This is a genomic window from Streptomyces sp. NPDC090499 (assembly GCF_044769305.1).
Taxonomy (GTDB): domain Bacteria; phylum Actinomycetota; class Actinomycetes; order Streptomycetales; family Streptomycetaceae; genus Streptomyces.
The window spans coordinates 95,106-118,617 of record NZ_JBIVXP010000006.1 but is presented as its reverse complement, the minus strand read 5'-3'; the positions used below and the strand labels follow the sequence as shown (position 1 = coordinate 118,617).

General features: G+C 73.0%; 24 protein-coding genes. 7 read left to right on the top strand and 17 right to left on the bottom strand.

Annotated elements, in window-relative coordinates; genetic code table 11:
* Positions 1-255: 255 nt before the first annotated feature.
* Entirely contained in the window at positions 256-780 is a 525-nt protein-coding gene (gene soxR / locus ACIQVL_RS23310; protein ID WP_403476260.1) for a redox-sensitive transcriptional activator SoxR, read from the bottom strand.
* A gap of 122 nt (positions 781-902) precedes the next feature.
* Here soxR and ACIQVL_RS23305 point away from each other — a divergent pair, with 122 nt between their 5' ends.
* Positions 903-1,364: a MaoC family dehydratase gene (locus ACIQVL_RS23305; RefSeq protein ID WP_403429247.1), complete on the top strand. Its 462-nt coding sequence runs from the start codon at positions 903-905 to the stop codon at positions 1,362-1,364.
* A gap of 13 nt (positions 1,365-1,377) precedes the next feature.
* Here the strand turns inward: ACIQVL_RS23305 and ACIQVL_RS23300 are convergent, their stop codons facing one another.
* From ACIQVL_RS23300 to ACIQVL_RS23290, 3 genes are all read right to left on the bottom strand, one after another.
* Positions 1,378-2,001 carry a TetR/AcrR family transcriptional regulator gene (locus ACIQVL_RS23300; RefSeq protein ID WP_403429245.1) on the bottom strand — a complete coding sequence of 208 codons (624 nt, stop codon included), beginning with the start codon at positions 1,999-2,001 and terminating at the stop codon, positions 1,378-1,380.
* A gap of 112 nt (positions 2,002-2,113) precedes the next feature.
* Positions 2,114-2,401 (bottom strand): YiaA/YiaB family inner membrane protein, encoded by a 288-nt coding sequence (locus ACIQVL_RS23295; RefSeq protein ID WP_403429243.1) that lies wholly within the window; start codon positions 2,399-2,401, stop codon positions 2,114-2,116.
* A 59-nt stretch (positions 2,402-2,460) separates the two neighbouring features.
* Complete coding sequence (locus ACIQVL_RS23290; protein WP_403476399.1) at positions 2,461-3,612, bottom strand: acyl-CoA dehydrogenase family protein; 1,152 nt, start codon at positions 3,610-3,612, stop codon at positions 2,461-2,463.
* 61 nt (positions 3,613-3,673) lie between these two features.
* Between ACIQVL_RS23290 and ACIQVL_RS23285 the strand changes: the two genes are divergently transcribed.
* Positions 3,674-4,330: a TetR/AcrR family transcriptional regulator gene (locus tag ACIQVL_RS23285; protein WP_403429242.1), complete on the top strand. Its 657-nt coding sequence runs from the start codon at positions 3,674-3,676 to the stop codon at positions 4,328-4,330.
* A gap of 93 nt (positions 4,331-4,423) precedes the next feature.
* The gene (locus ACIQVL_RS23280) at positions 4,424-5,359 is read left to right on the top strand and encodes a DMT family transporter (protein WP_403429240.1); all 936 of its coding nucleotides are present in this window, start codon (positions 4,424-4,426) and stop codon (positions 5,357-5,359) included.
* A 24-nt stretch (positions 5,360-5,383) separates the two neighbouring features.
* Here ACIQVL_RS23280 and ACIQVL_RS23275 read toward each other — a convergent pair whose 3' ends face one another.
* The 10 genes from ACIQVL_RS23275 to ACIQVL_RS23230 all read right to left on the bottom strand — a co-directional run bounded on the left by ACIQVL_RS23275 (position 5,384) and on the right by ACIQVL_RS23230 (position 16,924).
* Positions 5,384-6,472 carry a Zn-dependent alcohol dehydrogenase gene (locus tag ACIQVL_RS23275; RefSeq protein WP_403429238.1) on the bottom strand — a complete coding sequence of 363 codons (1,089 nt, stop codon included), beginning with the start codon at positions 6,470-6,472 and terminating at the stop codon, positions 5,384-5,386.
* Between the two features lie 13 nt (positions 6,473-6,485).
* Complete coding sequence (locus tag ACIQVL_RS23270) at positions 6,486-7,874, bottom strand: aldehyde dehydrogenase family protein (RefSeq protein WP_403429236.1); 1,389 nt, start codon at positions 7,872-7,874, stop codon at positions 6,486-6,488.
* A 96-nt stretch (positions 7,875-7,970) separates the two neighbouring features.
* The gene (locus tag ACIQVL_RS23265) at positions 7,971-8,423 is read right to left on the bottom strand and encodes a DUF3574 domain-containing protein (protein ID WP_403476259.1); all 453 of its coding nucleotides are present in this window, start codon (positions 8,421-8,423) and stop codon (positions 7,971-7,973) included.
* 88 nt (positions 8,424-8,511) lie between these two features.
* Positions 8,512-9,162, bottom strand: coding sequence for a class F sortase (locus tag ACIQVL_RS23260; protein WP_403429233.1), 651 nt, complete (start codon positions 9,160-9,162; stop codon positions 8,512-8,514).
* Entirely contained in the window at positions 9,149-9,913 is a 765-nt protein-coding gene (locus ACIQVL_RS23255; protein WP_403476258.1) for a hypothetical protein, read from the bottom strand. Before ACIQVL_RS23255 ends, ACIQVL_RS23260 begins: the two co-directional genes overlap by 14 nt.
* Positions 9,914-10,014: 101 nt before the next feature.
* Positions 10,015-11,259 carry an MFS transporter gene (locus tag ACIQVL_RS23250; RefSeq protein ID WP_403476257.1) on the bottom strand — a complete coding sequence of 415 codons (1,245 nt, stop codon included), beginning with the start codon at positions 11,257-11,259 and terminating at the stop codon, positions 10,015-10,017.
* Between the two features lie 71 nt (positions 11,260-11,330).
* Positions 11,331-12,728, bottom strand: a complete 1,398-nt coding sequence (locus ACIQVL_RS23245; protein ID WP_403476256.1) for a CitMHS family transporter — start codon at positions 12,726-12,728, stop codon at positions 11,331-11,333.
* 141 nt (positions 12,729-12,869) lie between these two features.
* Positions 12,870-15,119 carry a molybdopterin oxidoreductase family protein gene (locus ACIQVL_RS23240; protein WP_403476255.1) on the bottom strand — a complete coding sequence of 750 codons (2,250 nt, stop codon included), beginning with the start codon at positions 15,117-15,119 and terminating at the stop codon, positions 12,870-12,872.
* Positions 15,120-15,585: 466 nt separating this feature from the next.
* Positions 15,586-16,203 (bottom strand): TetR family transcriptional regulator, encoded by a 618-nt coding sequence (locus ACIQVL_RS23235; RefSeq protein WP_403429224.1) that lies wholly within the window; start codon positions 16,201-16,203, stop codon positions 15,586-15,588.
* 64 nt (positions 16,204-16,267) lie between these two features.
* Complete coding sequence (locus ACIQVL_RS23230) at positions 16,268-16,924, bottom strand: hypothetical protein (protein WP_403476254.1); 657 nt, start codon at positions 16,922-16,924, stop codon at positions 16,268-16,270.
* A gap of 157 nt (positions 16,925-17,081) precedes the next feature.
* Here ACIQVL_RS23230 and hmgA point away from each other — a divergent pair, with 157 nt between their 5' ends.
* The 4 genes from hmgA to ACIQVL_RS23210 all read left to right on the top strand — a co-directional run bounded on the left by hmgA (position 17,082) and on the right by ACIQVL_RS23210 (position 21,736).
* Positions 17,082-18,443: a homogentisate 1,2-dioxygenase gene (gene hmgA, locus ACIQVL_RS23225; RefSeq protein WP_403476253.1), complete on the top strand. Its 1,362-nt coding sequence runs from the start codon at positions 17,082-17,084 to the stop codon at positions 18,441-18,443.
* Positions 18,444-18,469: 26 nt separating this feature from the next.
* Positions 18,470-19,219 carry a GntR family transcriptional regulator gene (locus ACIQVL_RS23220; protein ID WP_403429219.1) on the top strand — a complete coding sequence of 250 codons (750 nt, stop codon included), beginning with the start codon at positions 18,470-18,472 and terminating at the stop codon, positions 19,217-19,219.
* A gap of 12 nt (positions 19,220-19,231) precedes the next feature.
* Entirely contained in the window at positions 19,232-20,386 is a 1,155-nt protein-coding gene (locus ACIQVL_RS23215) for a type ISP restriction/modification enzyme (protein ID WP_403476252.1), read from the top strand.
* A gap of 141 nt (positions 20,387-20,527) precedes the next feature.
* Complete coding sequence (locus ACIQVL_RS23210) at positions 20,528-21,736, top strand: CaiB/BaiF CoA transferase family protein (RefSeq protein ID WP_403476251.1); 1,209 nt, start codon at positions 20,528-20,530, stop codon at positions 21,734-21,736.
* 11 nt (positions 21,737-21,747) lie between these two features.
* Here ACIQVL_RS23210 and ACIQVL_RS23205 read toward each other — a convergent pair whose 3' ends face one another.
* The 3 genes from ACIQVL_RS23205 to ACIQVL_RS23195 all read right to left on the bottom strand — a co-directional run bounded on the left by ACIQVL_RS23205 (position 21,748) and on the right by ACIQVL_RS23195 (position 23,497).
* On the bottom strand, positions 21,748-22,017 hold the full coding sequence (locus ACIQVL_RS23205) for a hypothetical protein (RefSeq protein WP_403429215.1): 270 nt from the start codon (positions 22,015-22,017) through the stop codon (positions 21,748-21,750).
* A gap of 137 nt (positions 22,018-22,154) precedes the next feature.
* On the bottom strand, positions 22,155-22,958 hold the full coding sequence (locus tag ACIQVL_RS23200) for an anti-sigma factor domain-containing protein (RefSeq protein ID WP_403429214.1): 804 nt from the start codon (positions 22,956-22,958) through the stop codon (positions 22,155-22,157).
* Entirely contained in the window at positions 22,955-23,497 is a 543-nt protein-coding gene (locus ACIQVL_RS23195) for a sigma-70 family RNA polymerase sigma factor (RefSeq protein WP_403429212.1), read from the bottom strand. The genes ACIQVL_RS23200 and ACIQVL_RS23195 overlap by 4 nt, the downstream gene beginning before the upstream one ends.
* Positions 23,498-23,512: the final 15 nt, after the last annotated feature.

Here is a 23,512-nt window from a genome sequence, read left to right as displayed (position 1 = left end):
CGGTGAGCCGGAGCGCCGCCCCTACCGCCCGCGCTCCACCCGCTCCACCCGCTCCGTCCGCTCCACCGGCTCCAGTACGGCCGGTGAGCCGGAGCGCCGCCCCTACCGCCCGCGCTCCACCCGCTCCACCCGCTCCGTCCGCTCCACCGGCTCCAGTACGGCCGGTGAGCCGGAGCGTCGCCCCTACCGCCCGCGCTCCGCCCGCTCCGTCCGCTCCACCGGGTCCAGTACGGCCGGTGAGCCGGAGCGTCGCCCCTACCGCCCGCGCTCCGTCCGCTCCGTCCGCTCCACCCGCTCCACCCGCTCCACCCGCTCCACCCGCTCCACCCGCTCCGGCAGCAGCCGCGAGCCCGCCCGCCGTTCGCCGAACGCGTCGTCCGGGTTGGACAGCACGCACGTGTCCAGCGACAGGCAGCCGCAGCCGATGCAGTCGGTCAGGTGATCCCGCAGGCGGTTGAGCTGCCTGATGCGCTCGTCCAGTTCCGCACGCCAGGCCGCCGAGAGGCGGGCCCAGTCCGCGCGGGTCGGCGTGCGTTCCTCGGGGAGTTCCGAGAGGGCCTCGCGGATCGTGCCGAGGGGGATGCCGACGCGCTGTGCCGCCCGGACGAAGGCCACCCGGCGCAGGGTGTCGCGGGTGTAGCGGCGCTGGTTGCCGGAGGTCCGCCGACTGCTGATGAGCCCCTTGGACTCGTAGAAGTGCAGCGCGGAGACGGCGGCGCCGCTGCGTGCGGACAACTGGCCCACGGTCAGCTCGTGGATCTTCTCGGGAATCTGCGGCACCCCGCAGAGCCTACCCACCGGGTACGGGCCGCGGTCCGTTGACAGGGGACGCATACCCGACCATGCTAAGCAGTTGCTTAGACAATGCACGCGTGATCCGTGAGTGCGAGAGGGCCGGCGACATGGCAGAACCGAGGATCTTCACCTCCCCCGACGAGCTGAAGGCGGCCGTGGGCGAGCAACTGGGCTGGACCGACTGGCTGGAGGTCGACCAGAAGCGGATCGACCTGTTCGCGGACGCGACCGGCGACCACCAGTGGATCCACGTCGACCCGGAGAAGGCGGCCGCAGGACCGTTCGGCACGACGATCGCGCACGGCTATCTGACCCTGTCGCTGCTCCCGCTCTTCGGCCCCCAGCTGATCGCGGTCGAGGGCGTGAAGATGGGCGTGAACTACGGCACCAACAAGGTCCGCTTCCCCGCCCCAGTCCCGGTCGGCTCCCGGGTGCGCGCCACCGCGAAGATCACCGGGGTCGAGGACGTCACGGGCGGCGTGCAGGTGACGGTCGCCTTCAGCGTGGAGCGCGAGGGCGGCGACAAGCCGGTCTGCGTCGCGGAGTCGGTGTCCCGGTACTACCTCTGAGGACGTCGGGCCGCTACCTGGCCCCGACCATCCGCAGCACGAGGTCGGCGTAGAGCGCGCCGACCTCCTCGGGGGTCCGGGGACCGTCCACGTTGAACCAGCGGGCGACGTCGACGCAGAGCGACAGCACCGCGAGGGTGGTGCCGTGCACGTCGATCACGTCGAACTCGCCGGTCGCGACACCCTCCTGGATGATCCCGCGCACCTCGGCGTCCACCTGGCGGCGCAGGTCGAGGATCTCGGCGCGGGAGCCGGGGCCGAGGGCGTCGAGTTCGTACTGCACGACCCGGGCGGTGGTGCGCCGCCCGGCGTGCCAGCGGACGAAGGAGCTGACGGCGTCGGCGAGCCGCTCGGTGGCCGTGCCCTCGCGCCGGGCGGCCGCCTGGAGGATCTCCAGGACCCTGTCGTGACCGATGCGGCTGATCCGGTGGAGCAGCTCTTCCTTGGTCTTGTAGTGGATGTAGAGCGCGGCGGGGCTCATGCCGGCCCGGCCCGCGATGTCGCGGGTGGTGGTGGCGTGGTAGCCGCGCTCGGCGAAGGCCTCCACGGCGGCGACCAGCAGGCGCCGGGCTGCGTCAGGGGTGACCTCTTCCCACGGCTCGACCTCGCCGCCGGTCGTCTCCTCTGCCGTACTCATCGCTCGCTCGCCCCTCTCGGTACCGGAGCTCCACCATACCGCCCCGGCTGAGCGAGCGCTTAGTGTGCCCGCTCAGAGCTTTACCCGGGCCGCGGCGGGCCCGGAGCTTCCCTCAGAGCTTCTCGAAGGGGTCGTGTTCGGCGAGCAGCTTCTCCAGCCTGGCCTGGTCGACGCGGCTGACGATCTGCCCGGCCTCCTGGCGGTCGCGGACGACCTTCGCGAGCGTGAAGGCGGAGGTGACGAGGTAGAGCACGGCGATGCCGAGGAAGCCGCGCACCCAGGCGTCCGCGTGCAGCCGGAAGATGCCGATGGCGGTGGCCGTGACGGCGAGGGCGAAGGAGGCGACGGCCTGGCCGTAGAAGGCGGCCGTGTTCTGGTGTCTGACCGGTGTGTCACTCATGGTCAGAGCATCGCCGGAGGTGGCCCGCGCCACATCCGTCCGGATACTCAGGGGCGTACTCAGAACGCCGAGACGCCCGTCAGCGCCCGCCCGATGAGCAGCTTCTGGATCTGGCTGGTGCCCTCGTAGAGGGTCATCACGCGGGCGTCGCGCAGGAGTTTGCCCGCCGGGTACTCGTCGATGTAGCCGTAGCCGCCGAAGACCTGGAGGGCGTTGTTGGCGGCGCGCACGGCGGCCTCGGAGGCGAAGAGCTTGGCCTTGGAGGACTCGGTGGCGAACGGCAGCCCGCGGTCGATCAGATCGGCGACCCGCCAGGTCAGCAGGCGGGCCGCGTCCACGTCGACGGCGATGTCGCTGATGAGTTCCTGGACGAGCTGGTGCCCGGCGATGGGCGTGCCGAACTGCTCGCGCTCCCCCGCGTACCGGACGGCCGCGTCCAGCGCGGCCTGCGCTATCCCGACGCAGCCGGCGGCGACCGACATCCGCCCCTTGGCGAGCGCCGACATGGCGACCGAGAAGCCCTTGCCCTCGGGGCCGAGCATCGCGGCGGCGGGGACCCGGACGTCCTCCAGGACGAGCTCGGCGGTGGCCTGGCCGCGCAGGCCGAGCTTGCCGTGCAGGGGGCGCCGGGTGAGGCCGGGGGCGTCGGCCGGCACCAGGAAGGCGGAGACGCCCTTGTGGCCGGGGGCGTCGGTGGAGCGGGCGAAGAGGAGGACGACGTCGGCCCAGGTGCCGTTGGTGATGAACATCTTGGTGCCGTTGACGACGTAGTCGTCGCCGTCGCGAACGGCGCGGGTGGTGAGGTTGCCCGCGTCGGAGCCGGTGCCGGGTTCGGTGAGGCCGAAGCAGCCGACGTACGAGCCGGAGGTGAGCCCCGGCAGCCAGCGCCGCTTCTGCTCCTCGTCACCCCAGGCGGCGACGGTCTTGGCGACCAGCCCGAGGGATACGGAGACGATCCCGCGGACCGAGGAGTCCCCGCGGCCCAGCTCCTCCGTCACCAGGCAGTACGCGAGATGGTCGCCGCCCGAGCCGCCGTACTCCTCGTCGACGGTCAGGCCCAGGAAGCCGACCTCGCCGAGCTTCTTCACGATCCCCCGGTCGACCTCCTCGGCGCGGTCCCAGGCGATCACGTTCGGGGCGATCTCGCGGTCGACGAAGTCCCGGGCGAGCTGCCGTACGGCGGTCTGCTCCTCGCCGAGTCCCAGGTTCACCATGCGACCACCCTTTAAATTAGCACTGCTAGTTTCTTTCCTCGGCCCTACTATGTGCGCCATGGCCCGACCGCGCAAGCCCCTCCTCAGCACCGACCGGATCGTCCGGGCGGCCCGGGAACTCGTGGACGCGGAGGGTCTGGCGGCCGTCTCCACCCGCCGGCTCGCGGCCGAGCTGGGGGTGAGCGGACCCTCGCTCTACAACCACTTCCGCACCAAGGACGAGATCCTGGAGGCGGTCGCGGACTCGGTCAGCGCACAGGTCGACCTGTCGATGTTCGAGGACCTCGGGCAGGGGGCCGGGCGGGACTGGCGGACCGCGCTGCACGACTGGGCGGTGTCGTACCGGGCGGCGCTCCGCGACCACCCGAACATCGTCCCGGTGCTGGCCCGGGGCCCCGGCCGCCGCCCGGCCGGGCTGCGGCTCGCCGACGTGGTCTACGGCGCGATGGTGGGCGCGGGGTGGCCGGCGGCGCAGGCGACGTCGATCGGCGCGCTGATGCGGTACTTCATCATGGGGTCGGCGCTGGGGTCGTTCGCCGGGGGGTTCGTGGACGACGCGAGCGCGTACGATCCGGCCGACTATCCGCATCTGGGGCAGGCGCATCTCCTCTCGGAACGCCAGGAGAAGATCGACGAGCGGGCGTTCGAGACGGGGTTGCGGGCGTTGCTGGACGGGTTGAGCGAACAGTTCGCACAGGTGAAGGGAACGGCGTAGGGCGCGGTTCGGCCGGCCGGCCTGGTGCCTCCTCCACCCACCCGTCCGAAATCCGCCAGCCCCGGTCCACCTCCTCTCCTTACCCTCGACCACATGACGAAGCCCGACCACCGCCTCCTCCCCGTCGCCGCAGCCGCCGTCACCGTCGTGCTCTGGGCGTCGGCCTTCGTGTCGATCCGCAGTGCGGGCGGCTCCTACTCCCCCGGCGCGCTCGCCCTGGGCCGGCTGCTCTCCGGGTCGCTCGTGCTCGGGCTCCTGTGCGTCGTACGGCGCGAAGGGCTGCCGCCCCGGTCCGCCTGGCGCGGGATCGCGATCTCCGGGCTGCTCTGGTTCGGCTTCTACAGCGTCGTGCTGAACTGGGGCGAGCAGCAGGTGGACGCCGGCACCGCCGCCCTCGTCGTGAACATCGGCCCGATCCTGATCGCCCTGCTCGGCGCCCGGCTGCTCGGCGACCCGATGCCGCCGCGGCTGCTCGCGGGAATGGCCGTGTCGTTCGCGGGCGCGGTGACCGTCGGCCTGTCGATGTCGGGCGAGGGCGGTTCCTCGGTGCTCGGCGTGGTGCTGTGCCTGCTGGCGGCCGTCGCGTACGCCGGCGGCGTGGTCGCGCAGAAGCCGGCGCTCGGACATGCGAGCGCGCTCCAGGTGACGACGTTCGGGTGCCTGATCGGCGCCGTCCTGTGCCTGCCGTTCTCCGGGCAGCTCGTCGGCGAGGTGGCCGGTGCCCCGCTCTCCGCGACCCTCAACATGCTGTACCTGGGCGTGTTCCCGCTCGCCCTGGCCTTCACCACGTGGGCGTACGCGCTCGCCCGTACGACGGCCAGCCGGATGGGCGCGACCACGTACGCGGTGCCCGCACTGGTCGTTCTGATGTCGTGGCTGGCGCTCGGGGAGGTGCCCGGTGTGCTGACGCTCGCGGGCGGGGTGCTGTGCCTGGCCGGTGTCGCGGTGTCCCGGTCGCGGGCGCGGGCCTCCCGGGTGGTGGCCGCCGCGCAGGAGCCCCGGCCCGAGGAGACCCGGAAGCCTGCGTGACGGCACCGCCCGGAGCACGACGGCTCAGAACACCACCAGTGCCCGGCCGCCCTTGCCCGCCAGCATGTTCTCGAAGGCGACCGGGATGTCCTCCAGTGCGATCCGCTCCGTCACCAGCGCGGACAGGTCCAGGCGGCCCGCCCGGACGTGTTCGGCGAGCAGCGGCAGGTCGCGGGCCGGGTCCGAGTTGCCGTAGACGCAGCCGGAGAGGGTGCGGCCCCAGTGGAAGAGCTCCAGGGCGTTGAAGGTGACCTGTTCGGTCTTGGCGCCGATGCCGACCACCGTCGTACGGCCGCCCCGGCGGGTGGACTCCCAGGCCGCGCGGATGCTGACCGCGCGGCCGGCGCACTCCACGGCGACGTCGACGCCCTGCTTGCCGGTGAGAGCGCGGATCGCGCGGGGCGTGGTGTCGGAGGCGACCACGTAGTCCGTGGCGCCCGCCGCCCGTGCCAGCCCCTCCTTCTCCTGCGAGACGTCCACCGCGACGATCCGGGAGGCGCCCGCGATCCGGGCCGCCTGGACGGTGGCGAGGCCCACCCCGCCGACGCCGAAGACCGCCACCGTCTCGCCCTCTCGGACGCGTGCCGAGTGGTGGACGGCCCCGTAGCCGGTGAGGACCGCGCAGCCGAGGAGGGCCGCGTCGGTGAGCGGGACGCCGGCGGGGAGCGGGAGGACGCAGGCCTCGGCGACCACGGTCTCCTCGGCGAAGGCCGCCACGTTCAGGCCGGGGTGCAGGTCGGTGCCGTCCGCCGTACGGGCGTGGACGTCGGCGGAGCCGTTCAGTGCGTTGGCGCAGAGCCAGACCTCGCCGAGCGCGCAGGCCGGACAGCTGCCGCAGGAGGGCGCCCAGTTGAGGACGACCGGGTCGCCGGGTGCCAGACGGGTGACGCCCTCGCCGACGGCCACCACCGTGCCCGCGCCCTCGTGGCCGAGGACCGCCGGGACCGGTACCCGCATGGTGCCGTCGGAGAGGGAGAGGTCGGAGTGGCAGACGCCGGCGGCGGCGAGCCGGACCCGGACCTGTCCCGGGCCGGGGTCCGGGAGTTCGATCCCGGTGACCGACAGCGGGGCGCCCACGGCGGGCAGTACGGCGGCTCGGACCGTGAAAGTCATCGCAGGAACCTCCTCAGAACTGCAGGGACTTGGTCTGGAGGTACTCGGCGAGACCGTGCGCGCCCAGCTCGCGGCCGACGCCCGACTGCTTGTAACCGCCGAACGGGGCAAGGGGGTTGAAGCGCCCGCCGTTGATGTCGACCTGACCGGTGTCCATCCGCCGGGCGAAGGCCACCGCCGCCGCCTCGTCCCCGGCCCAGACGGCGCCGGCGAGCCCGTAGACCGTGCCGTTGGCGATGCGCAGGGCGTCGTCCTCGTCGGTGTAGCGCAGGATCGACAGGACCGGGCCGAAGATCTCCTCCTGCGCGACCGTCATCTCGGGGGTGACGTCGGCGAAGACGGTCGGGCTGACGAAGTAGCCCCGCTCGTGCGGGGATTCGGGACCGCCGGCGACCAGCCGGGCGCCCTCCGCGACACCCTTCTCGATGTAGCCCCGCACCCGGGCCTGCTGCCCGGCGCTGACGACCGGGCCGATCCGGTCGCCGTACTTGGCGGCCGCCGCGGCCGCCAGCTCCACCGCCTCCTCGTACCGGTCGGTGTGCACCAGCATCCGGGTCCAGGCGCTGCACGTCTGGCCGGAGTTGGACATCACGTTGGCCACGCCGACGTTGACGGCCCTGGCGAGGTCGGCGCTCGGGAGGATGACGTTCGCGGACTTTCCGCCCAGTTCGAGGGCGACCTTCTTGACGGCGGCCCCGGCCACCGCGCCGATCTGCCTGCCGACCGCCGTGGAGCCGGTGAAGGAGACCAGGTCGACGCCCGGGTGCTCGGCGAGGGCCTGCCCGGCGACCGGACCGAGGCCGGTGACCAGGTTGAACACGCCTGCCGGGAAGCCGGCTTCGTGCACCGCCTCGGCGAACAGCTGGGCGGTGAGCGGGGTGTTCTCGGCGGGCTTCAGCACGACCGAGCAGCCCGCGGCGAGCGCCGGGGCGACCTTGGCGACGATCTGGTGCAGCGGGTAGTTCCAGGGCGTGATCGCACCGACCACGCCGACCGGCTCCTGGTAGACGGTCGAGTTGCCGACCTTCTCCTCGAAGGGGTGGGTGGCCGCCAGTTCGGCGTACGAACCCGCGACGGCGATCGGCATGCCCACGTGGACCGCCTGGGAGAACTGCAGCGGTGCGCCCAGTTCGGCGGTGACCGTCTCGGCGATCTCGTCCTTCCGGGCCGCGAGGGCGTCGCGCAGCGCGCCGAGCCGGGCCGCCCGCTCGGCGGGCGGGGTGGCGGCCCAGACCGGGAGGGCGGCACGGGCGGCGCGCACGGCGGTGTCGACGTCCAGCGCACCGCCCGCCGGGACCCGGCCGACGACCTGCTCGTCGACCGGGTTCACGACCTCGATCACGTCCCGGCTCTCGGCGGCGCGCCAGGCGCCGTCGATGTACAGGCCGTCATGTGCCTTCATGCTGCTTCCTCCCGGCGGGGCTGCGTCGTCCGAGTCACAAACTAGCGACGATAGTTTTAGTGCGCCAGACGTGCCCCGGGACCCACTTCGGAACCATCAGAAGTCGACCTGTGCGTGCTCGTCCACCCTGCCCACGCTCTCCTGCGCGAAGGCCTTCTCGTAGGCCCGCCGGATCTCCTCGATCTTCCGGTCGCTGCTCTTCGCCACCGTCTCCGGATACAGCAGGACCAGCACGTACGACCGCTCCTTCTCGATCGTCCCGCGCACGTCCCGCCACTGCCCGCGCCCGCTCTGCACGGTGAGCCCGTCGGGGAAGTCCGGGGTGACCTCCTTGTCGACGAAGGCCGTGAACTGCCGGTCGGTGACGGCCGGTCCGCCGTCCGGGCGGGCGGTGCCGAAGAGCAGCCGGGTCTCGATGTACGGCTTGCCATGCGCCGGTACGGCGGAGGGGTGGCCGGCGGCCAGCGCCGTGTACGCGGCCGGAGCGCCGGCGAGCAGGATCCCGGCCACCGCGAGGGCCGACCGGTTGCGGAGGTAATGAGTGTGCATGCCCCCTTCCTAGAGGGACCGCCCCTCCCAGGTCCGCGCTTCCGGCCGGAGTTCACTCGTCCAGGTCGAACCGCGGCGCCCCGCCCGGTCACTTGGTCGCGGTCAGGTGGGCGAAGACCACCACGTTGCTGGTGTAGCCGGTCCGCCGGCTGAAGAGGCCACCGCAGGTGATCACGCGGAGTTCGGGGCGCCGGGTCGGGCCGTACACCTCCTCGTCGGGGAAGCCGGTCTTGTCGTAGACCTTCACCCGGTCCACGGTGTACACGGCGGTACGGCCGTCCGCGCGCCCGGCCTCGATCCGCTTGCCGGGCTTGACCTGGGCGAGCGCCGCGAAGACGGCGGGTCCCGTCCTGGTGTCGCGGTGGCCGACGGCGATCGCGAGGCCGGACTCGCCCGGCGTGGCGCCGCCCTGGAACCAGCCGATCAGCTTCGGGTCGTCGACCGGCGGTGTCTCCAGCTGCCGGCCCCGGTCGAGCCGGACCCCGACGACCGGCGCGTCGACGCCCAGGAACGGGATGCGCATCGACGTCGGCCGGGACCGGGGCAGCGGGCGGGGCGGGGGCCCGGCCGCGCCCGGACCGGCCGCCGCCAGGGCGTCCGACCCGTCCGGCGCGGCCGACCCGTCGTGCCCCCACCACCGGACCACTGTCACCAGGAGGATCGCCAGCAGGGCCGTCCTGGCGAGGCGGTAGGCGCGGGTCCGGTACCAGGGCCTGCGTCTGCGCCTACGCGGCGCCATGGGGCCGACGGCGGATCAGCCTGACGTACACCACGCCGCTGGCCGCGACCAGGGTGACGGCCGTGGCGGCGGCCACGGGCGAGAACGCGGCCGTCGTGTCGGCGATGCCGCCGCCGCCCGCGTGCACACCGCCCTGCGGGCCGTCGTGGTCACCGCCCTGTCCCCAGGACGAGTCGCTCCGCTGGTTGTCCTGGATCTGCCCGTTCGGACCGTCCTGGCCGCCCTGGTCGTTCGGGCCGTTCGGGCCGCCGTTCGGACCGTTCTGGTCGTTCGGGCCGTTCGGACCGTTCTGGCCGTTCTGGCCGTTCTGGTCCTGCGGACCGTCCTGCCTGCCGTCGTGGCAGTTGACCCGGAAGATCTTCTCCTTGCTCGCGCCGTTCACGATCCACGTGAGCCGGTACTGCCCGTCGGCCAGCCCCAGCGGGTCGGTGTGACCGGCGCCCCCGGCGAGCTGGATGGTGCCGGTGACGCTGGCGGCGGTGGGCAGCGGGGGCTGCGGCGTGATGGTGTAGTCGATCGCGCGAAGGATGTCGAAGTTGACGGCGTCGAGGTAGAACTTGCAGACCAGCGGGTCGTCCTTCGAGACGCCGAAGGGCACGCCCACACGGTGGAGCCTGATGTCGCCGTTCTCCCCCACGGCCGCCGCGTTCGGCGCCGCCACCCAGGATGCTCCCGCCGCGGCGAGGGCGGTGAGGATGACGGTGGCGCCCGCACGGGAACCGGCGGTGCGCGGATGTGTGAGCGTGACCATGCAAGCTCCTCCGAGTTAGATGATTTTCATACAAATCGGCCTTTCGTCTGGACTGTCACTCATGCACGCCACGACCCGCGGGACCCACGTCCGACGCGCCGTCAGATATCGCTCGTGCGGCGCAACGCCGGTCCCTTGCGCCGCGCCGACGGCACCCGACCGGCGCCCTGGCCCCCTCCCGCAGCCCCCGGCGAGCGCACCGCCACCCCCGCCGACACCAGCAGCAGCGCGCCCAGCATCACGAACGGCGCGGCCACCCCGGCCACCCCCGCCAGCAGCCCCGCCCCGGCCGGCGCGGCCACCTGGCCCAGCCGGTTGCCGGTCAGCCGCAGAGCGAGCGCCGTGGAGCGGGCGCCCTCGGGTGCGGCCTGCACGACCGTCGTCATCGACAGCGGCTGCCCGACCCCCAGGCAGAAACCGAGTACGGCGAGCATCAGGGCCAGCGCCCACACCGGCACCGGGACCGCGATCCCCGCGCACAGCACCGCCGCCAGGAAACAGGTCACCGTCAGCAGCAGCGGCCGCCCGAGCAGCCGCAGCAGCGGCGTGAGGACGAGCCGGCAGGCGATCGTCGCCCCCGCCCGCACACTGAGCAGCACACCGATCACGGCCGGGGAGATGTCGCGGTGCTCGCCGACCACGGGAAGGTAGGCGGTCAGGATGTCGGTCGCGGACAGCACCGAGAGGCTGATCAGCATGCCGGCGGGAACCCCCCGGGCGCCCAGGATGCGGCCCACCGGCACCCGGTCCCGCTGCGCCGCACGGGACTTGACCGCCGTACGGTCCTCGATGCGCCACAGCGACGTGAACGCGACCGCCGCCCCCGCGCCCGCCGCCACCAGCGCGGACGCGCTCGTGCCCGCCATGTCCGGCCCGCCGATGACCGCACCCGCCGCGATCGGCCCGACCAGCTGGCCCAGCGACGCACCGATGGTGAAGTGGCCGAAGTTCCGGTCCTGTTCGTGCGCCGCCGACTGACGGGCCACCAGCGACTGCGCGCCGATCACGAAGCACAGGTGGCCGAGGCCCATCACCCCGCTCCACAGGGCCATCGCCCAGAGGGAGCCGGCCATGCCGCTGAGCGCGCAGCCGCCGGATATCAGGACGACGCCGACGGGCAGCAGGGGCGCGCAACGGCCGTGGTCGGTACGGCGGCCCAGCGGTACGGCGGCGAAGAGCGGGAGCAGGGCGTAGACCCCCGCGAGGACACCGACGGCCCGTTCGTCGGCGCCGAGGGCGAGCGCCCGGTAGGAGACGGCGGGGCGGGCCATGGACACGGCGCCCTGCGCGAAGCCGAAGGCGATGACGAGACGGAGCAGCCAGCGGCGGTTCCTGCCGGGCGCCATGGTGAAACCTCCCAGTGGTATGTCACATACTCCCCTGCAGTGCTGTGTGACATAGCACCGCGTGTGCCATGTCACACGGTCCCGAACAGGACCCCCGCCCCGAGCACCACCGCCGACGTCAGCGCAGCCCACTTCACGACGAACCGCGTGTGGTCGCCGAACTCGACCTTGGCCATGCCGACCAGGACGTAGACGGCGGGCACCAGCGGGCTGGACATGTGCAGCGGCTGGCCGACGATCGAGGCGCGGGCGATCTCCACCGCGGGGACGCCGTGCGCCTGGCCGGCCTCGGCGAGCACCGGGAGGATGCCGAAGTAGAAGCCGTCGTTCGACATGAAGTACGTGAGCGGGATGCTCAGCACGCCGGTGACGAGGGCCATGTGCGGGCCCAGGCCGTCGGGGATGTTGCCGACGAGCCAGTCGGCCATGTGGTCGACCATGCCGGTGCCCTGGAGGACACCGGTGAAGACGGCGGCGGCGAAGACCATGCCGGAGACGTTGAGGACGTTCTCGGCGTGCGCGGCGATCCGGGCCCGCTGGGCGGGCATCCGGGGGTAGTTGACGGTCAGGGCCAGGGCCGCGCCGAGCAGGAACAGCACCGGGATCGGCAGCCACTCCATGATCATGGCGGTGAGCAGGGCGACCGTGAGCAGCGCGTTGAACCAGTAGAGTCCGGGCCGCAGCGTCTCGCGGTACGGGTCGAGGCCCTGGAGAGCGTCGTCCTCGGGCTCGTCGGGGAGGTCCGCGCCCCCGGTGCCGGAGCCCGCACCGCCGGTGCGGGACGGGACCCTGGCCTTGCCCGCGCCCACGAGAACCGTCTCCGGCTCCTCGACCAGCACCTCGTCCAGGGTCAGCGCGCCGAGCCGGTTGCGCTCGCGGCGGCCGAGGACGTAGGCGAGGGCGAAGACGAACAGCAGGCCCGTGGCGAGCGCGGGGATCATCGGTACGAAGACGTCGCTCGCGTCGAGCTTGAGCGCGGTGGCGGCGCGGGCGGTGGGGCCGCCCCAGGGCAGGGTGTTCATCACGCCGTTGGCCATCGCCGCGACACCGGTCATCACGACCAGGCTCATCTTCAGGCGCTTGTACAGCGGGTACATCGCCGAGACCGTGATCATGAAGGTGGTGGAGCCGTCGCCGTCGAGCGAGACGATCGCGGCGAGTACGGCCGTGCCGACGACGATCCGCAGCGGGTCGGCCTTGCAGAACCGCAGGATTCCCCTGACGACGGGGTCGAAGAGGCCGACGTCGATCATCACCCCGAAGTAGACGATGGCGAACATGAGCATCGCCGCGGTGGGCGCGAGGCTGGTGACGCCGTCGATGACGTAGTCACCGAGGTGGGCGCCCTTGCCGACGGCCGCGCAGAACAGCGCGGGGATCAGCACGAGCGCCGCGATCGGCGACATCTTCTTCAGCATGATCAGGACCAGGAAGGTCGCGATCATGGCGAAGCCGAGGATGGTCAGCATGAGTGGATCACCTAACGTTCGCCCTTGAACTCCCACCAGGGCCGGCGGTGCGGACGACGTTAGGTCGCGTCAAACGTCGTTAACAAGACGTTGACGCGCGAGCAATAAGCGCGAAAGTCCTGGTCACGGGGTTGCGATCACCTAGGCGGTCACTTCGGCGGTCACTTCGGCGGTCACTTCGATGGGGATGCCGTTGAGGACGGCGTTGCCGGACAGCGGGTCGAGCAGGCTGCCGTCGAGGAGCTGGTTGACGTTGACGCCGGGGGCGGTGGCGGCGTGGCTGAGGCGGGTGCCGGGGCGGTCGTGGCCCCAGCCGTGCGGGAGGCTGACGACTCCGGGGCGGACGCCGTCGGTGACCTCGGCGGAGGTGACCACCTCGCCGCCGGCGCCCTTGACGCGGACGTCGGCGCCGTCGCGCACGCCGAGCCGTGCGGCGTCCTCGGGGTGGATGTGCAGGGTGCAGCGGTTGGAGCCGCCGGTGAGGGCGGGCACGTTGTGCATCCAGCTGTTGTTGGAGCGCAGGTGGCGGCGGCCGACGAGGACGAGGGCCGCGGGGCTGGTGTCGAGGGCCGCGCGCAGCCGGGGCAGATCGTCGGCGATCGGCCGGGGCAGCAGCTCGATCCTGCCGCTCCTGGTCTTCAGCGGCTGCGGGAGGCGGGAGGTGAGGGGCCCGAGGTCGATGCCGTGCGGGTGGGCGAGCAGCTGCTCCAGGGTGAGGCCGTCGGGCCGGACGCCGAAGCCGTCGCCGTAGGGGCCGAGGCGGAGCATGAGGTCGAGCCGGCGTTCGGGGCCGGTGTCCCCGGTGAGCAGCCCGGCGAGTTCCTGCGGGTCCCGGCCGTGCACGGGCGAGTGGGGTTCCCTGACCGCCTTGCCGAGGGTCTGGCCGATGACCATGTCGTCCACCGCGGACGGTTCGGCGCCGTGCATGCCGCCGGCTGCCAGGATCAGCCGGGCCAGGATCTCGGTCTCGGCCATCCTGCCGGGCTCCAGCGGGACCGCGGGGCGCGAGTAGCGGACCTGGTTGCGTACGGCGAGGGTGTTGAAGGCGAAGTCGTGGTGCGGGCTCTGCGAGGGCGGCGGCGGGGGCAGTACGACGTCGGCGTGGCGGGCGGTCTCGTTGAGGTAGGGGTCGACGCTGACCATGAAGTCGAGGGAGCCCAGGGCCTTGTCGAGGCGGTCGCCGTCCGGGGCGGAGAGGACGGGGTTGGTGGCGATGGCGATCAGCGCCCTGATCGGCTCGCCCTCGGCCGTCGCGGTGTCGATCTCCTCGGCGAGCGCGGAGAGCGGCAACTCGCCCTTCGCCTCGGGGTGTTGACTGACCCGGGAGTGCCAGCGCCCGAGCGCGAAGCCGCGGCCGGGTCCGGCCGGGCGCGGGGTCCGGTCGGTGGCGGCCTGCGGGAAGAGCGCGCCGCCGGGCCGGTCCAGGTTGCCGGTGAGGACGTTCAGGACGTCGACGAGCCAGCTGGCGAGGGTGCCGTGCGGGACGGTGCAGCTGCCGATCCGGCCGTATACGGCGGCGGTGGGGGCGGCGGCGAGTTCGCGGGCGAGGACGCGGATCGTGCCGGCGTCGACGTCGGTGGCGTGGGCGACCGCGTCCGGGGTGAAGTCGCCGATCCCGGCGCGGAGTCCGTCGAGCCCTTCGGTGTGCGGGGCGAGGTGGCCGAGGTCCACCAGGCCCTCCTCGAAGAGGACTTGGGCCATCGCGGCGAGCAACAGGGCGTCGGTGCCGGGCCGGATGGCGATGTGCCGGTCGGCGAGCCTGGCGGTGCGGGTGCGGCGCGGGTCGATGACGGTGAGGGTGCCGCCGCGGGCCTTGAGCGCCTTGAGCTTGCCGGGGAAGTCGGGGGCGGTGCACAGACTGCCGTTGGACTCCAGGGGGTTGGCGCCGATGAGGAGCAGGTGGTCGGTGTGGTCGAGGTCGGGCACCGGTATCGCGTTGGCGTCGCCGAAGAGCAGTCCGCTGGAGACGTGCTTGGGCATCTGGTCGACCGTGGACGCGGTGAAGACGCTGCGGGTGCCGAGGGCGCCGACGAGGACCTGCGGGTAGAGGCCGCCGGCCACAGTGTGGACGTTGGGGTTGCCGAGGACGATGCCGACGGAGTCCGGGCCGTGGCGCTCGACGACGCCCCGCACCCCGGCGGCGACCGCGTCGAAGGCCTCCGTCCAGGTGGCCTCGCGCAGTTCGCCGTCCCTGCGGACGAGGGGGGTGCGCAGCCGGTCGGGGTCGGCGTCGACGGCGCCGAAGGAGGCACCCTTCGGGCAGATGAACCCGTTGCTGAAGACGTCCTCGCGGTCACCGCGGGCTCCGGTGACGCGGGTGCCCTCGATGGTGAGGGTCAGGCCGCAGGTGGCCTCGCACAGGGGGCAGATACGGAGGGCGGTGCGGGGCATGATTCCTCCCAGGGGGGCGGCGGCGCCTTGCGCGGTGAGCATACCGGGCGGTATGTGGGGAGGGGAGTCCTGCCGGTGATTCGGGTGCGGTCGGATGGGCCCGGCTACCGCGGGGCGTCGTTCGGGCGCGGGTCGCCGTTCGGGCGCGGGTCGCCGTTCGGGCGCGGGTCGCCGTTCGGGCGCGGGTCGCCGTTCGGGCGCGGGTCGCCGTTCGGGCGCGGGGCGCCGTTCGGGCGCGGGTCGCCGTTCGGGCGCGGGGCGCCGTTCGGGCGCGGGGCGCCGTTCGGGCGCGGGGCGCCGTTCGGGCGCGGGGCGCCGTTCGGGCGCGGGGCGCCGTTCGGGCGCGGGGCGTCGTTCGGGCGCGGGGCCTTCGTGGCTGGTCGCGCAGTTCCTCCCCCAGCCTTCGGCCGGGGGACCCCCAGCGCCCCTGAAGGGACGCTCCGTTCGGGGCGTTTTCCCGGGGCCGTCAGTCCAGAACGCGCGCCAGATAGGCCCGCAGCAGCTCCCGCGTCTCCGTGATGATCTTCTCGTCGCCCTCCGGGGCCATCCGGAAGGACAGGTGGACCAGGGCGTCGGCCGTCTCCACCGCCACCAGGAAGGTGCGGCGCAGCGGCTCGTCGGGGGCGCGGCCGATGTACGCCGCCAGCAGGTCGGTCAGCCGGTCGGCCACCCGGTGGTTCGGCTCCGCGTCGCGGACGCCGACCGGGATCTGGTTGCCGAAGTCGACGAGGGAGAAGCCGGGGGCGGTGCGCTTCATGGCCAGGTACTCGTCGAGCACCGCGTCCATCGCCGCCCGCCAGTCCCCCTTCGGGGCGTCCTTCAGCCGCTCGGTGACGCGCTCGGAGTAATGCTCCAGGTTGCGCTGGGCGAGGGCGTCGGCCATCTGCCGCTTGTTGCCGAAGAAGCGGTAGACCGAGCCGATGGGCACTCCGGCGCGCACCGCGACGGCCCGGGTGCTCAGTTCGTCGTAGCCGACCTCGTCGAGGAGGTCGGCACAGGCGTCGAGGATCCGGGTCAGCCGTTCGGCGCTGCGGCGCTGCACGGGCGCTTTGCGAAGCGGTGTCGCTGGGGGCACGGGCTTCATGATGCCTTTCCGCCGGGATCGGGTGAACCTCGCCCCCCAGTACGCGGACGGATGGCCCATGCACTCATCCGGCGTCCGGGCTGCTCGCGCCGAGGCCGCTGCCACTGTCGGTGCCGCTGCCGCTGCCGGTGGCGGTGCCGGTGGCGGTGCCGGTGCCGGTGCCGGTGCCGGTGGCCGAGGGGGTGGCGGGCGCGGCCCCCGACGCCGACGGTGACGCCGTCTCCGCGCCCGACGCCGTGACGTCCGCGGTGCTCTCCACCGGCTTGCCGTGCACGGCCCAGACCGTGCCGTCGTCCGCGTAGAGCCGGGCGGTGACGTGGTGGGTGCCGTGCGGGACGAAACCGGCGGGCAGGTGGTACGAGGGGGTGCGCAGCCGGGTCACCAGGCCGCCGTCCACGAAGAGGTAGGCGAGCCCGCGGCCGGCGACCGCCTTCGCCGCGGCGCCCGCCCGGGAGAACCGGAAGCGGTGCAGGTCGAGCCGTACGTCCCAGCCGCCGGACGCGTCCGGGGTGACCACCGTGCCCACCTCGGGCGCCTGCTTCTTGTCCAGCTCGCGGTAGTGGCGACCGCTCTCGTCCGTGTCGTCGAGGATCTTGCCCACCGGTGAGGGGGACTCCGCCCCGCGCTGCCCGTGGGCCTTTCCGGTCCCGCACCCCGCCGCAGCGACCAGCAGCAGCACGCAGACCGCGAGCGCACCCGGCAGTCCACGCGTCCACGACATGCCCGGGAGCGTAGAACAGCACGCCGCGGACCGGATCCCCCTGAGGTCGGGTTCTCGCCATCCCCCGCCGGGATGATCCCGGCCCTCTTGCACCCGCCTCCCCGCAATCCTACGGTGATACATAGGAATCGATGGCACGCAGGTTCAGGGAGCGATCATGAGCGATGGGGGCACCTCCCGCGCGAGCACGTTCGAGCGGGACCGCGGTGCGGCGCGGAAGTCCGCCGAGGGGCTGGCGTACCTCTCCGGGTACGGCAACGAGCACTCCTCGGAGGCGGTGCCGGGCGCCCTGCCCGAGGGCCGCAACTCCCCGCAGCGTGCCCCGCTCGGCCTGTACGCGGAGCAGCTCAGCGGTACGGCCTTCACCGAGCCGCGGGCCCACAACCGCCGCTCCTGGCTGTACCGGATCCGCCCCTCGGCCGCCCACCCGGCGTTCACCCGGGCCGCCGGCAACGGCGGGCTGCGCACCGCTCCCTTCACGGACCTCGCCCCGGACCCGAACCGGCTGCGCTGGAACCCCCTGCCGGAGCCCGCGCCCGGCACGGACTTCCTGGCCGGCCTGTGGACCCTGGGCGGCAACGGCGACGCGACCCAGCGCACCGGCATGGCCGTGCACCTGTACCACGCCGACGCCTCCATGGCGCGGGTCTTCTCCGACGCGGACGGCGAGCTGCTGATCGTCCCGGAGCACGGCGGACTGCTGCTGCACACGGAGTTCGGCCTGCTCCATGTGGAGCCGGGACATGTGGCGCTGATCCCCCGTGGGGTCCGCTTCCGTGTGGAGCTGCTGGACGCCGCGGCCCGGGGTTATGTGTGCGAGAACTACGGCTCGCCGTTCCGTCTCCCCGACCTCGGCCCGATCGGCGCCAACGGCCTCGCCAACGCCCGGGATTTCCTGGCCCCCGTCGCCGCCTACGAGGACGTCGAGGGCCCGGTGGAGGTGGTCAACAAGTTCTGCGGCAACCTGTGGACCGCCACATATGACCACTCCCCACTGGACGTGGTCGCCTGGCACGGCACACATGTGCCCTACATCTACGACCTCCGCCGTTTCAATGTGATCGGCAGCGTCTCCTACGACCACCCCGACCCGTCGATCTTCACGGTGCTGACGTCCCCGTCCGACACCCCCGGCCTGGCCGGTGTCGACTTCGTGGTCTTCGCACCGCGCTGGCTGGTGGGCGAGAACACCTTCCGGCCGCCGTACTTCCACCGGAACGTGATGAGCGAGTACATGGGGCTGGTCGAGGGCGCCTACGACGCGAAGGCGGAAGGGTTCGTGCCGGGCGGCGGGTCGCTGCACAACATGATGTCGGCGCACGGTCCGGACCGGGAGACGTTCGACCGGGCGAGCGCGGCGGAGCTGAAGCCCCAGAAGGTGGACGACGGCCTGGCGTTCATGTTCGAGACCCGCTGGCCGGTGACGCTCACCTCGCAGGCAGCGACCGCCGGACACCTCCAGCAGGGCTACGACGACGTGTGGCGGGGCCTGGAACGGCACTTCCGCCCCTTGCACTGAAGATCCCCCACCGGTACGGATGGCCCGTGACCTCCTTCGCCCCGGACTCGATCGTCCTCAACCGCAAGCTGCCGCTCTGGTACCAGGTGTCGCAGTCGCTGCGCGCCTCGATACTCGGCCGCTCGCCCCGGGACCCGCTCCGGCTGCCCACCGAGGAACAGCTGGCGGAGCACTACGGCGTGAGCGTGCTGACCATGCGGCAGGCGCTGAAGGAGCTGGAGGACGAGGGCCTGATCAGCCGGCACCGCCGCCGCGGCACCTTCATCGAGCCGGACGCCCGGCGCGGCACCCCGGTACGGCTGCTCGGCTCGGTGGACGCGATCGTGGCCCAGCAGTCGGGGATGACGGCGGAGCTGCTGGAGCACGGCACGGTGCCCGTCACCGGCGAACTCAGCGAGTACTTCCCGGATCTCGCCGAGGTGGCGGCCTATCACCGGCTCCGCAGCGACGAGCAGACCGGCGAGCCCACCAACCACGCCCGCAACCACGTCCGCCCCGAACTGGCCGAGCGCATCGACCCGGAGGACCTGGCCCGGCAGCCGATGACCAAGGTGCTCCGGGACGTCGTCGGCGCCGACATCAGCCGGATCACGGACACGGTGGCGGCCCGGCTGGCCGACCCGGAGACCGCCCGGCTGCTCCAGGTCCCGCTCCTCAGCCCGATCCTGCACTACACGGGCGTCACCTACGACACCGCCGGCCGGGTCCTGGACCTGGCGGTCATCCACTACCGCGGCGACCGTTTCTCCTTCACGGTCACCCTCGACGCCACCTGAAGTCGTCGTACGATGCCGGGCGTGACGCACGACGACGCTCCGCTGCTGGCGGACCTCATGCCGTGGTCCGTCGCACCACTACGGCTCGGCCGGGGGTGGCCGACGGCCCCCGACCCGGCGACCCTGAAGACCCGCTGGGACGCCCTGCTGAAGGCCGAGGGCCCCGACCGCGAGACCCTGTTCGAGCCGACGCGCGCCCGGACGGTCCACTCCGCGGTCGCCCAGCTCCCCGGCCAGCCCAGCGGCACCGGACCGCTCGCCGACGCGTCGGGCCCGTGCCCGGCCCCGGTCCGTGTCCTGGCCGCCCCGTTCGACGAACAGTGGCTGATCCCGGACCACCGGCTGATCGACACGGCCCGCCCCGAGTTGTGGCGGGTGGCGGACGGCCGGCAGGTCTTCGCCATCGAGTCGCCGGAGGGCATGCCCCTGCTGGTGACCTCCCACCTCCCCACCCTGCGCGCGGGCCGCATCCGCCCGCTGTACCGCCGCCCGGACGGCGCGGAACCGAACCTGGCGCCGGGACTGCCGGCGTACCTGGCCGACCGGCTGGACCGGAGAGTCACCCCGCCGGACGTCCTTGCCTGGGCCCTGACCGTGATCCGCCCGGACCGCACGGTCCCGCTCACCGACGACCCCGGCCTCTGGGCGCAGGGCGTGGAACTCGGCCACCGGGCCCTGTGGCTGCTGCGCCGCGACGGCGACCGCCCCAAACTCCCCGGCGGCCGCCGCCCCTACGTCCGCGCCCCGCTCCCCGCCCGACCCCTGACGATCCTCTACGACCCGGACGAGGAGACCCTCCACCTCGACGAGGGCCGTATCTCCCCGGTCCCGCCGGAGGCGTGGGACTTCAGGACGGGCGAGGTACGGGTCCTGGAGGCCTGGTTCGCGGCACGCACGGCGGAGACGGCGGAGACGGGAACCCTGGCGGCGATCGCCCCGCCGGCCTGGTCCCAGTCATGGACGTCGGAGCTGCTGGAGCTGATCACGGTCCTGGCCCTGCTGGCGGAGGTCCGCGCTCAGCAGACCGCCCTGGAGATCAAGACGCGGATCACGGCGGCCGACCTGACTGCGGCGGGCGTACTCCCGCCCCCGCAGACGTCCCGCAAGCCGGCATCCATCCTGGAACACACCGAAGAAGGCCCGGCGGGTCAACTGACGCTGCTGTGAGTTACTCAGGGGCGCTGGGGAACCCCCGGCCGAAGGCTGGGGGAGGAAGCGCGCGGGACGACCGGGTGACCGAGCTCCTCGCCGGTCCGCCGGTACGGGCGCTGCTGACAAACCCGCCGGTCACGGGACATGATCCAGTGCATGGACCGTCTCCCGCTGCCCCTGGAGGGCATCACCGTCGTCGCCGTCGAGCAGGCCGTCGCCGCCCCCTTCGCCACCCGTCAGCTCGCGGACCTCGGCGCGCGCGTCATCAAGGTCGAACGCACCGACGGCGGGGACTTCGCCCGCGGCTACGACACCGCCGCCCGCGGTCTCGCCTCGCACTTCGTGTGGTGCAACCGGGGCAAGGAGTCCATCGCACTGGATCTGAAGGACCCGCGCGGCCTGGACGTCGTCAGGCGGCTCGTCGCGGACGCGGACGTCTTCGTGCAGAACCTGGCCCACGGTGCCGCGTCCCGGCTCGGGCTCGACGCGGCCACGCTGTGCGCCGCGCACCCCCGACTGGTCGCCGTGGACGTCTCCGGGTACGGGGCGTCGGGGCCGTACGCCGGCAAACGCGCGTACGACATGCTCGTGCAGTGCGAGGCGGGCCTGGTGTCGGTCACCGGGACGCCTGAGCAGCCCGTGAAGGCGGGGATCCCGGCCGCGGACATCGCGGCGGGCATGTACGCCTTCTCGGGCGTCCTCGCGGCGCTGGTGCGGCGCGGGACCACCGGGCGGGGCGGGCCGGTGGAGGTGTCGATGCTGGAGGCGCTGGCCGAGTGGCTGGGGCATCCGCTGCACCACACCATCCACGGCGGGACACCGCCCGAGCGCACCGGTCTGGCGCACGCCGTGATCGCGCCGTACGACGCCTACCCGACTGCGGACGGCGGGCGGGTGCTGCTGTCGGTGCAGAACGACCGGGAGTGGCGGCGGCTGGCAGAACAGGTGATCGAGCGCCCGGAGTTGGGTGCGGATCCGGCGTTCGCGACGAACGCGGCGCGGGTGGCGAACCGGGCGCGGATCGATGACCTGGTCGGGACGGCACTGGCGGCGCTCGGCTGCGACGAAGCGCTGGCACGGCTGGAGGCCGCGGGTATCGCGTGCGCGCGGCTGCGGGACCTGTCCGAGCTGGCCGGGCACCCGCAGTTGGCGGCCCGGGACCGGTGGCGGGAAGTGGGATCGCCGGTCGGGCCGCTGCGGGCGTTGCTGCCGCCCATCACGCTGCCGGGCGGGGACGAGGCGCGGATGGGGGATGTGCCCGCGCTCGGCCAGCACACCGGGGCGCTGCTGCGTGCCGTGGGGATGACGGACGCGGAGATCGCAGCGCTGCGCCGGGACGGCGTGGCGGCCTGGGCGCGGGCCTGACGGTCAGACGGTCAGTGCTTGTTACCGCCGAACAGCGAACGGCGCAGCCGCCGCAGTGGCGCGAAGAGGGAGACGCGACTGACCCGCGCACCCCGGTCGCTGCGCTGCGCGGGTTCACGCGAGGTCAGCTCACGCATCAGCGACGTCGCCTCGACCGCCTGCTGCTGCGGTATGGCGGGACCCGCCAGCACCGACAGATGGCGGTCGAGGCGCGAACTGGTCGCACCGCTCCCGCAGGTGATCGCAGGAACCCTCGCCCTGCTGCGTGTTATCTGATCCATGTCACTCCCCACCCGTACGAGTCCACCCGGCCCGGGCAGGGTAACCCTATCGCCCCGAAGGGGCACTCGTGTATCGCGGTCACAGGATTCACCTTCCCCGCAAGGGTGTTGACGACCCCTCTTGAACCAGACTTTGACTACTCTCCGAATCCAACCGATTTCAGGGCGAGTTGGACAACTGGCTGGCTGGTGGGCTGCGCTGAGCCCCCGGCAGGCTCGACGGTCACGGCGAGTGACGTCGCCGATCTGCTCAGACCCGTGGCGACCAGGGGCGTGTCGCCCTCGAAGAGCCCGAGGGAGCGCGGTTGCACACGGGGGCGCATGAGCCAGAGCTGGTGCACGCGGCCGTTGGACGGGCTGCCGTATCCGCTGAGCGTGACGACGGCCTGCCCCTCCGATACGGAGGCCACCGCTCCGATACTTCGGCCCTGCGCGTCCTTGTAGGTGGTCGCGCGGGCGTCGGTCGCGGCCAGAACGTGGGCGATCTCACGCGACTGGGCCCGCTCGGCATCGAGCCGGTTCTGCGTCCGGTCGGCCTGCACCGCGAACAGCGAGGCGACGACCAGCGCGGCGGCCGCGGTGGCGGTGGCGAACGGCACGAACAGGGGGCGCGGACGGCGGCGCGGCGGCGGGGGCTGTGCGCCCCAGACGTGCGGCGGCAGGTTGGGCACGCGTTCCCGGCCGGGGGCCGGCTCCTGCGGGGTGGCGCGGACGGCGGCCAGCACCCGGCCACGCATCGCCAGCGGCGGCGGGGCCGCGGCCGAGAAGGCGAGCCGTACCGCGTCCTCGGTCAGCTCCCGGACCTCGTCGGCACACCGGTCGCAGTCCTTCAGGTGCTTCTCGAAGCGGCGCCGCTCGCCGGGCTCCAGGGCGTCCAGGGCGTAGGGCGCGGCCAGCGAGTGCAGGTCCTCGCGGTGCAGCAGGCGGCCGACCAGGCTCACGCCACACCTCCCAGGCAGTCGCGCAGCCGGGTGAGTCCGTCGCGCATCCGTGTCTTGACCGTGCCCAGCGGCAGCTTGAGCCGCTCGGCGACCTCACGGTAGGTGTAACCGTCGTAGTAGGCGAGGGTGACAGACTGACGCTGCAGGGCGGTGAGGCGGTCCAGGCAGCGGCGCACCCACTCGCGCTCCAGGCCTGCCTCCACCGTCTCGGCGACCTGGTCGAAGGCGGGTTCGCCGGCCCGCAGCGCCTCGCGCTGTTCGCGTTCACCGGCCGCACGGGCGCTGCGCACCCGGTCGACGGCGCGGCGGTGGGCGAGGGTCAGGATCCAGGACAGGGCGCTGCCCCGGCCGGGGTCGAACCTGGCGGCGGAGCGCCAGAGTTCGAGGAGCACCTCCTGGGACACCTCCTCCGACTGGGCGGGGTCGCGGACCACCCGGCGCACGAGACCGAACACCGGCCCGGACACCAGTCCGTAGAGGTCCTCGAACGCCTTCTGGTCGCCAGCGGCGACGAGCACCAGCAGTTCGTCCGCCTCCACCCCGTCCCCCCTCCT

Excerpts from the sequence above, each read along its gene's own strand:
- ACIQVL_RS23305 (WP_403429247.1), top strand. The coding sequence starts at position 903 with ATGGCAGAACCGAGGATCTTCACCTCCCCCGACGAGCTGAAGGCGGCC.
- ACIQVL_RS23300 (WP_403429245.1), bottom strand. The coding sequence starts at position 2,001 with ATGAGTACGGCAGAGGAGACGACCGGCGGCGAGGTCGAGCCGTGGGAA.
- ACIQVL_RS23295 (WP_403429243.1), bottom strand. The coding sequence starts at position 2,401 with ATGAGTGACACACCGGTCAGACACCAGAACACGGCCGCCTTCTACGGC.
- ACIQVL_RS23285 (WP_403429242.1), top strand. The coding sequence starts at position 3,674 with ATGGCCCGACCGCGCAAGCCCCTCCTCAGCACCGACCGGATCGTCCGG.
- ACIQVL_RS23280 (WP_403429240.1), top strand. The coding sequence starts at position 4,424 with ATGACGAAGCCCGACCACCGCCTCCTCCCCGTCGCCGCAGCCGCCGTC.
- ACIQVL_RS23275 (WP_403429238.1), bottom strand. The coding sequence starts at position 6,472 with ATGACTTTCACGGTCCGAGCCGCCGTACTGCCCGCCGTGGGCGCCCCG.
- ACIQVL_RS23270 (WP_403429236.1), bottom strand. The coding sequence starts at position 7,874 with ATGAAGGCACATGACGGCCTGTACATCGACGGCGCCTGGCGCGCCGCC.
- ACIQVL_RS23265 (WP_403476259.1), bottom strand. The coding sequence starts at position 8,423 with ATGCACACTCATTACCTCCGCAACCGGTCGGCCCTCGCGGTGGCCGGG.
- ACIQVL_RS23260 (WP_403429233.1), bottom strand. The coding sequence starts at position 9,162 with ATGGCGCCGCGTAGGCGCAGACGCAGGCCCTGGTACCGGACCCGCGCC.
- ACIQVL_RS23255 (WP_403476258.1), bottom strand. The coding sequence starts at position 9,913 with ATGGTCACGCTCACACATCCGCGCACCGCCGGTTCCCGTGCGGGCGCC.
- ACIQVL_RS23250 (WP_403476257.1), bottom strand. The coding sequence starts at position 11,259 with ATGGCGCCCGGCAGGAACCGCCGCTGGCTGCTCCGTCTCGTCATCGCC.
- ACIQVL_RS23245 (WP_403476256.1), bottom strand. The coding sequence starts at position 12,728 with ATGCTGACCATCCTCGGCTTCGCCATGATCGCGACCTTCCTGGTCCTG.
- ACIQVL_RS23240 (WP_403476255.1), bottom strand. The coding sequence starts at position 15,119 with ATGCCCCGCACCGCCCTCCGTATCTGCCCCCTGTGCGAGGCCACCTGC.
- ACIQVL_RS23235 (WP_403429224.1), bottom strand. The coding sequence starts at position 16,203 with ATGAAGCCCGTGCCCCCAGCGACACCGCTTCGCAAAGCGCCCGTGCAG.
- ACIQVL_RS23230 (WP_403476254.1), bottom strand. The coding sequence starts at position 16,924 with ATGTCGTGGACGCGTGGACTGCCGGGTGCGCTCGCGGTCTGCGTGCTG.
- hmgA (WP_403476253.1), top strand. The coding sequence starts at position 17,082 with ATGAGCGATGGGGGCACCTCCCGCGCGAGCACGTTCGAGCGGGACCGC.
- ACIQVL_RS23215 (WP_403476252.1), top strand. The coding sequence starts at position 19,232 with ATGCCGGGCGTGACGCACGACGACGCTCCGCTGCTGGCGGACCTCATG.
- ACIQVL_RS23210 (WP_403476251.1), top strand. The coding sequence starts at position 20,528 with ATGGACCGTCTCCCGCTGCCCCTGGAGGGCATCACCGTCGTCGCCGTC.
- ACIQVL_RS23205 (WP_403429215.1), bottom strand. The coding sequence starts at position 22,017 with ATGGATCAGATAACACGCAGCAGGGCGAGGGTTCCTGCGATCACCTGC.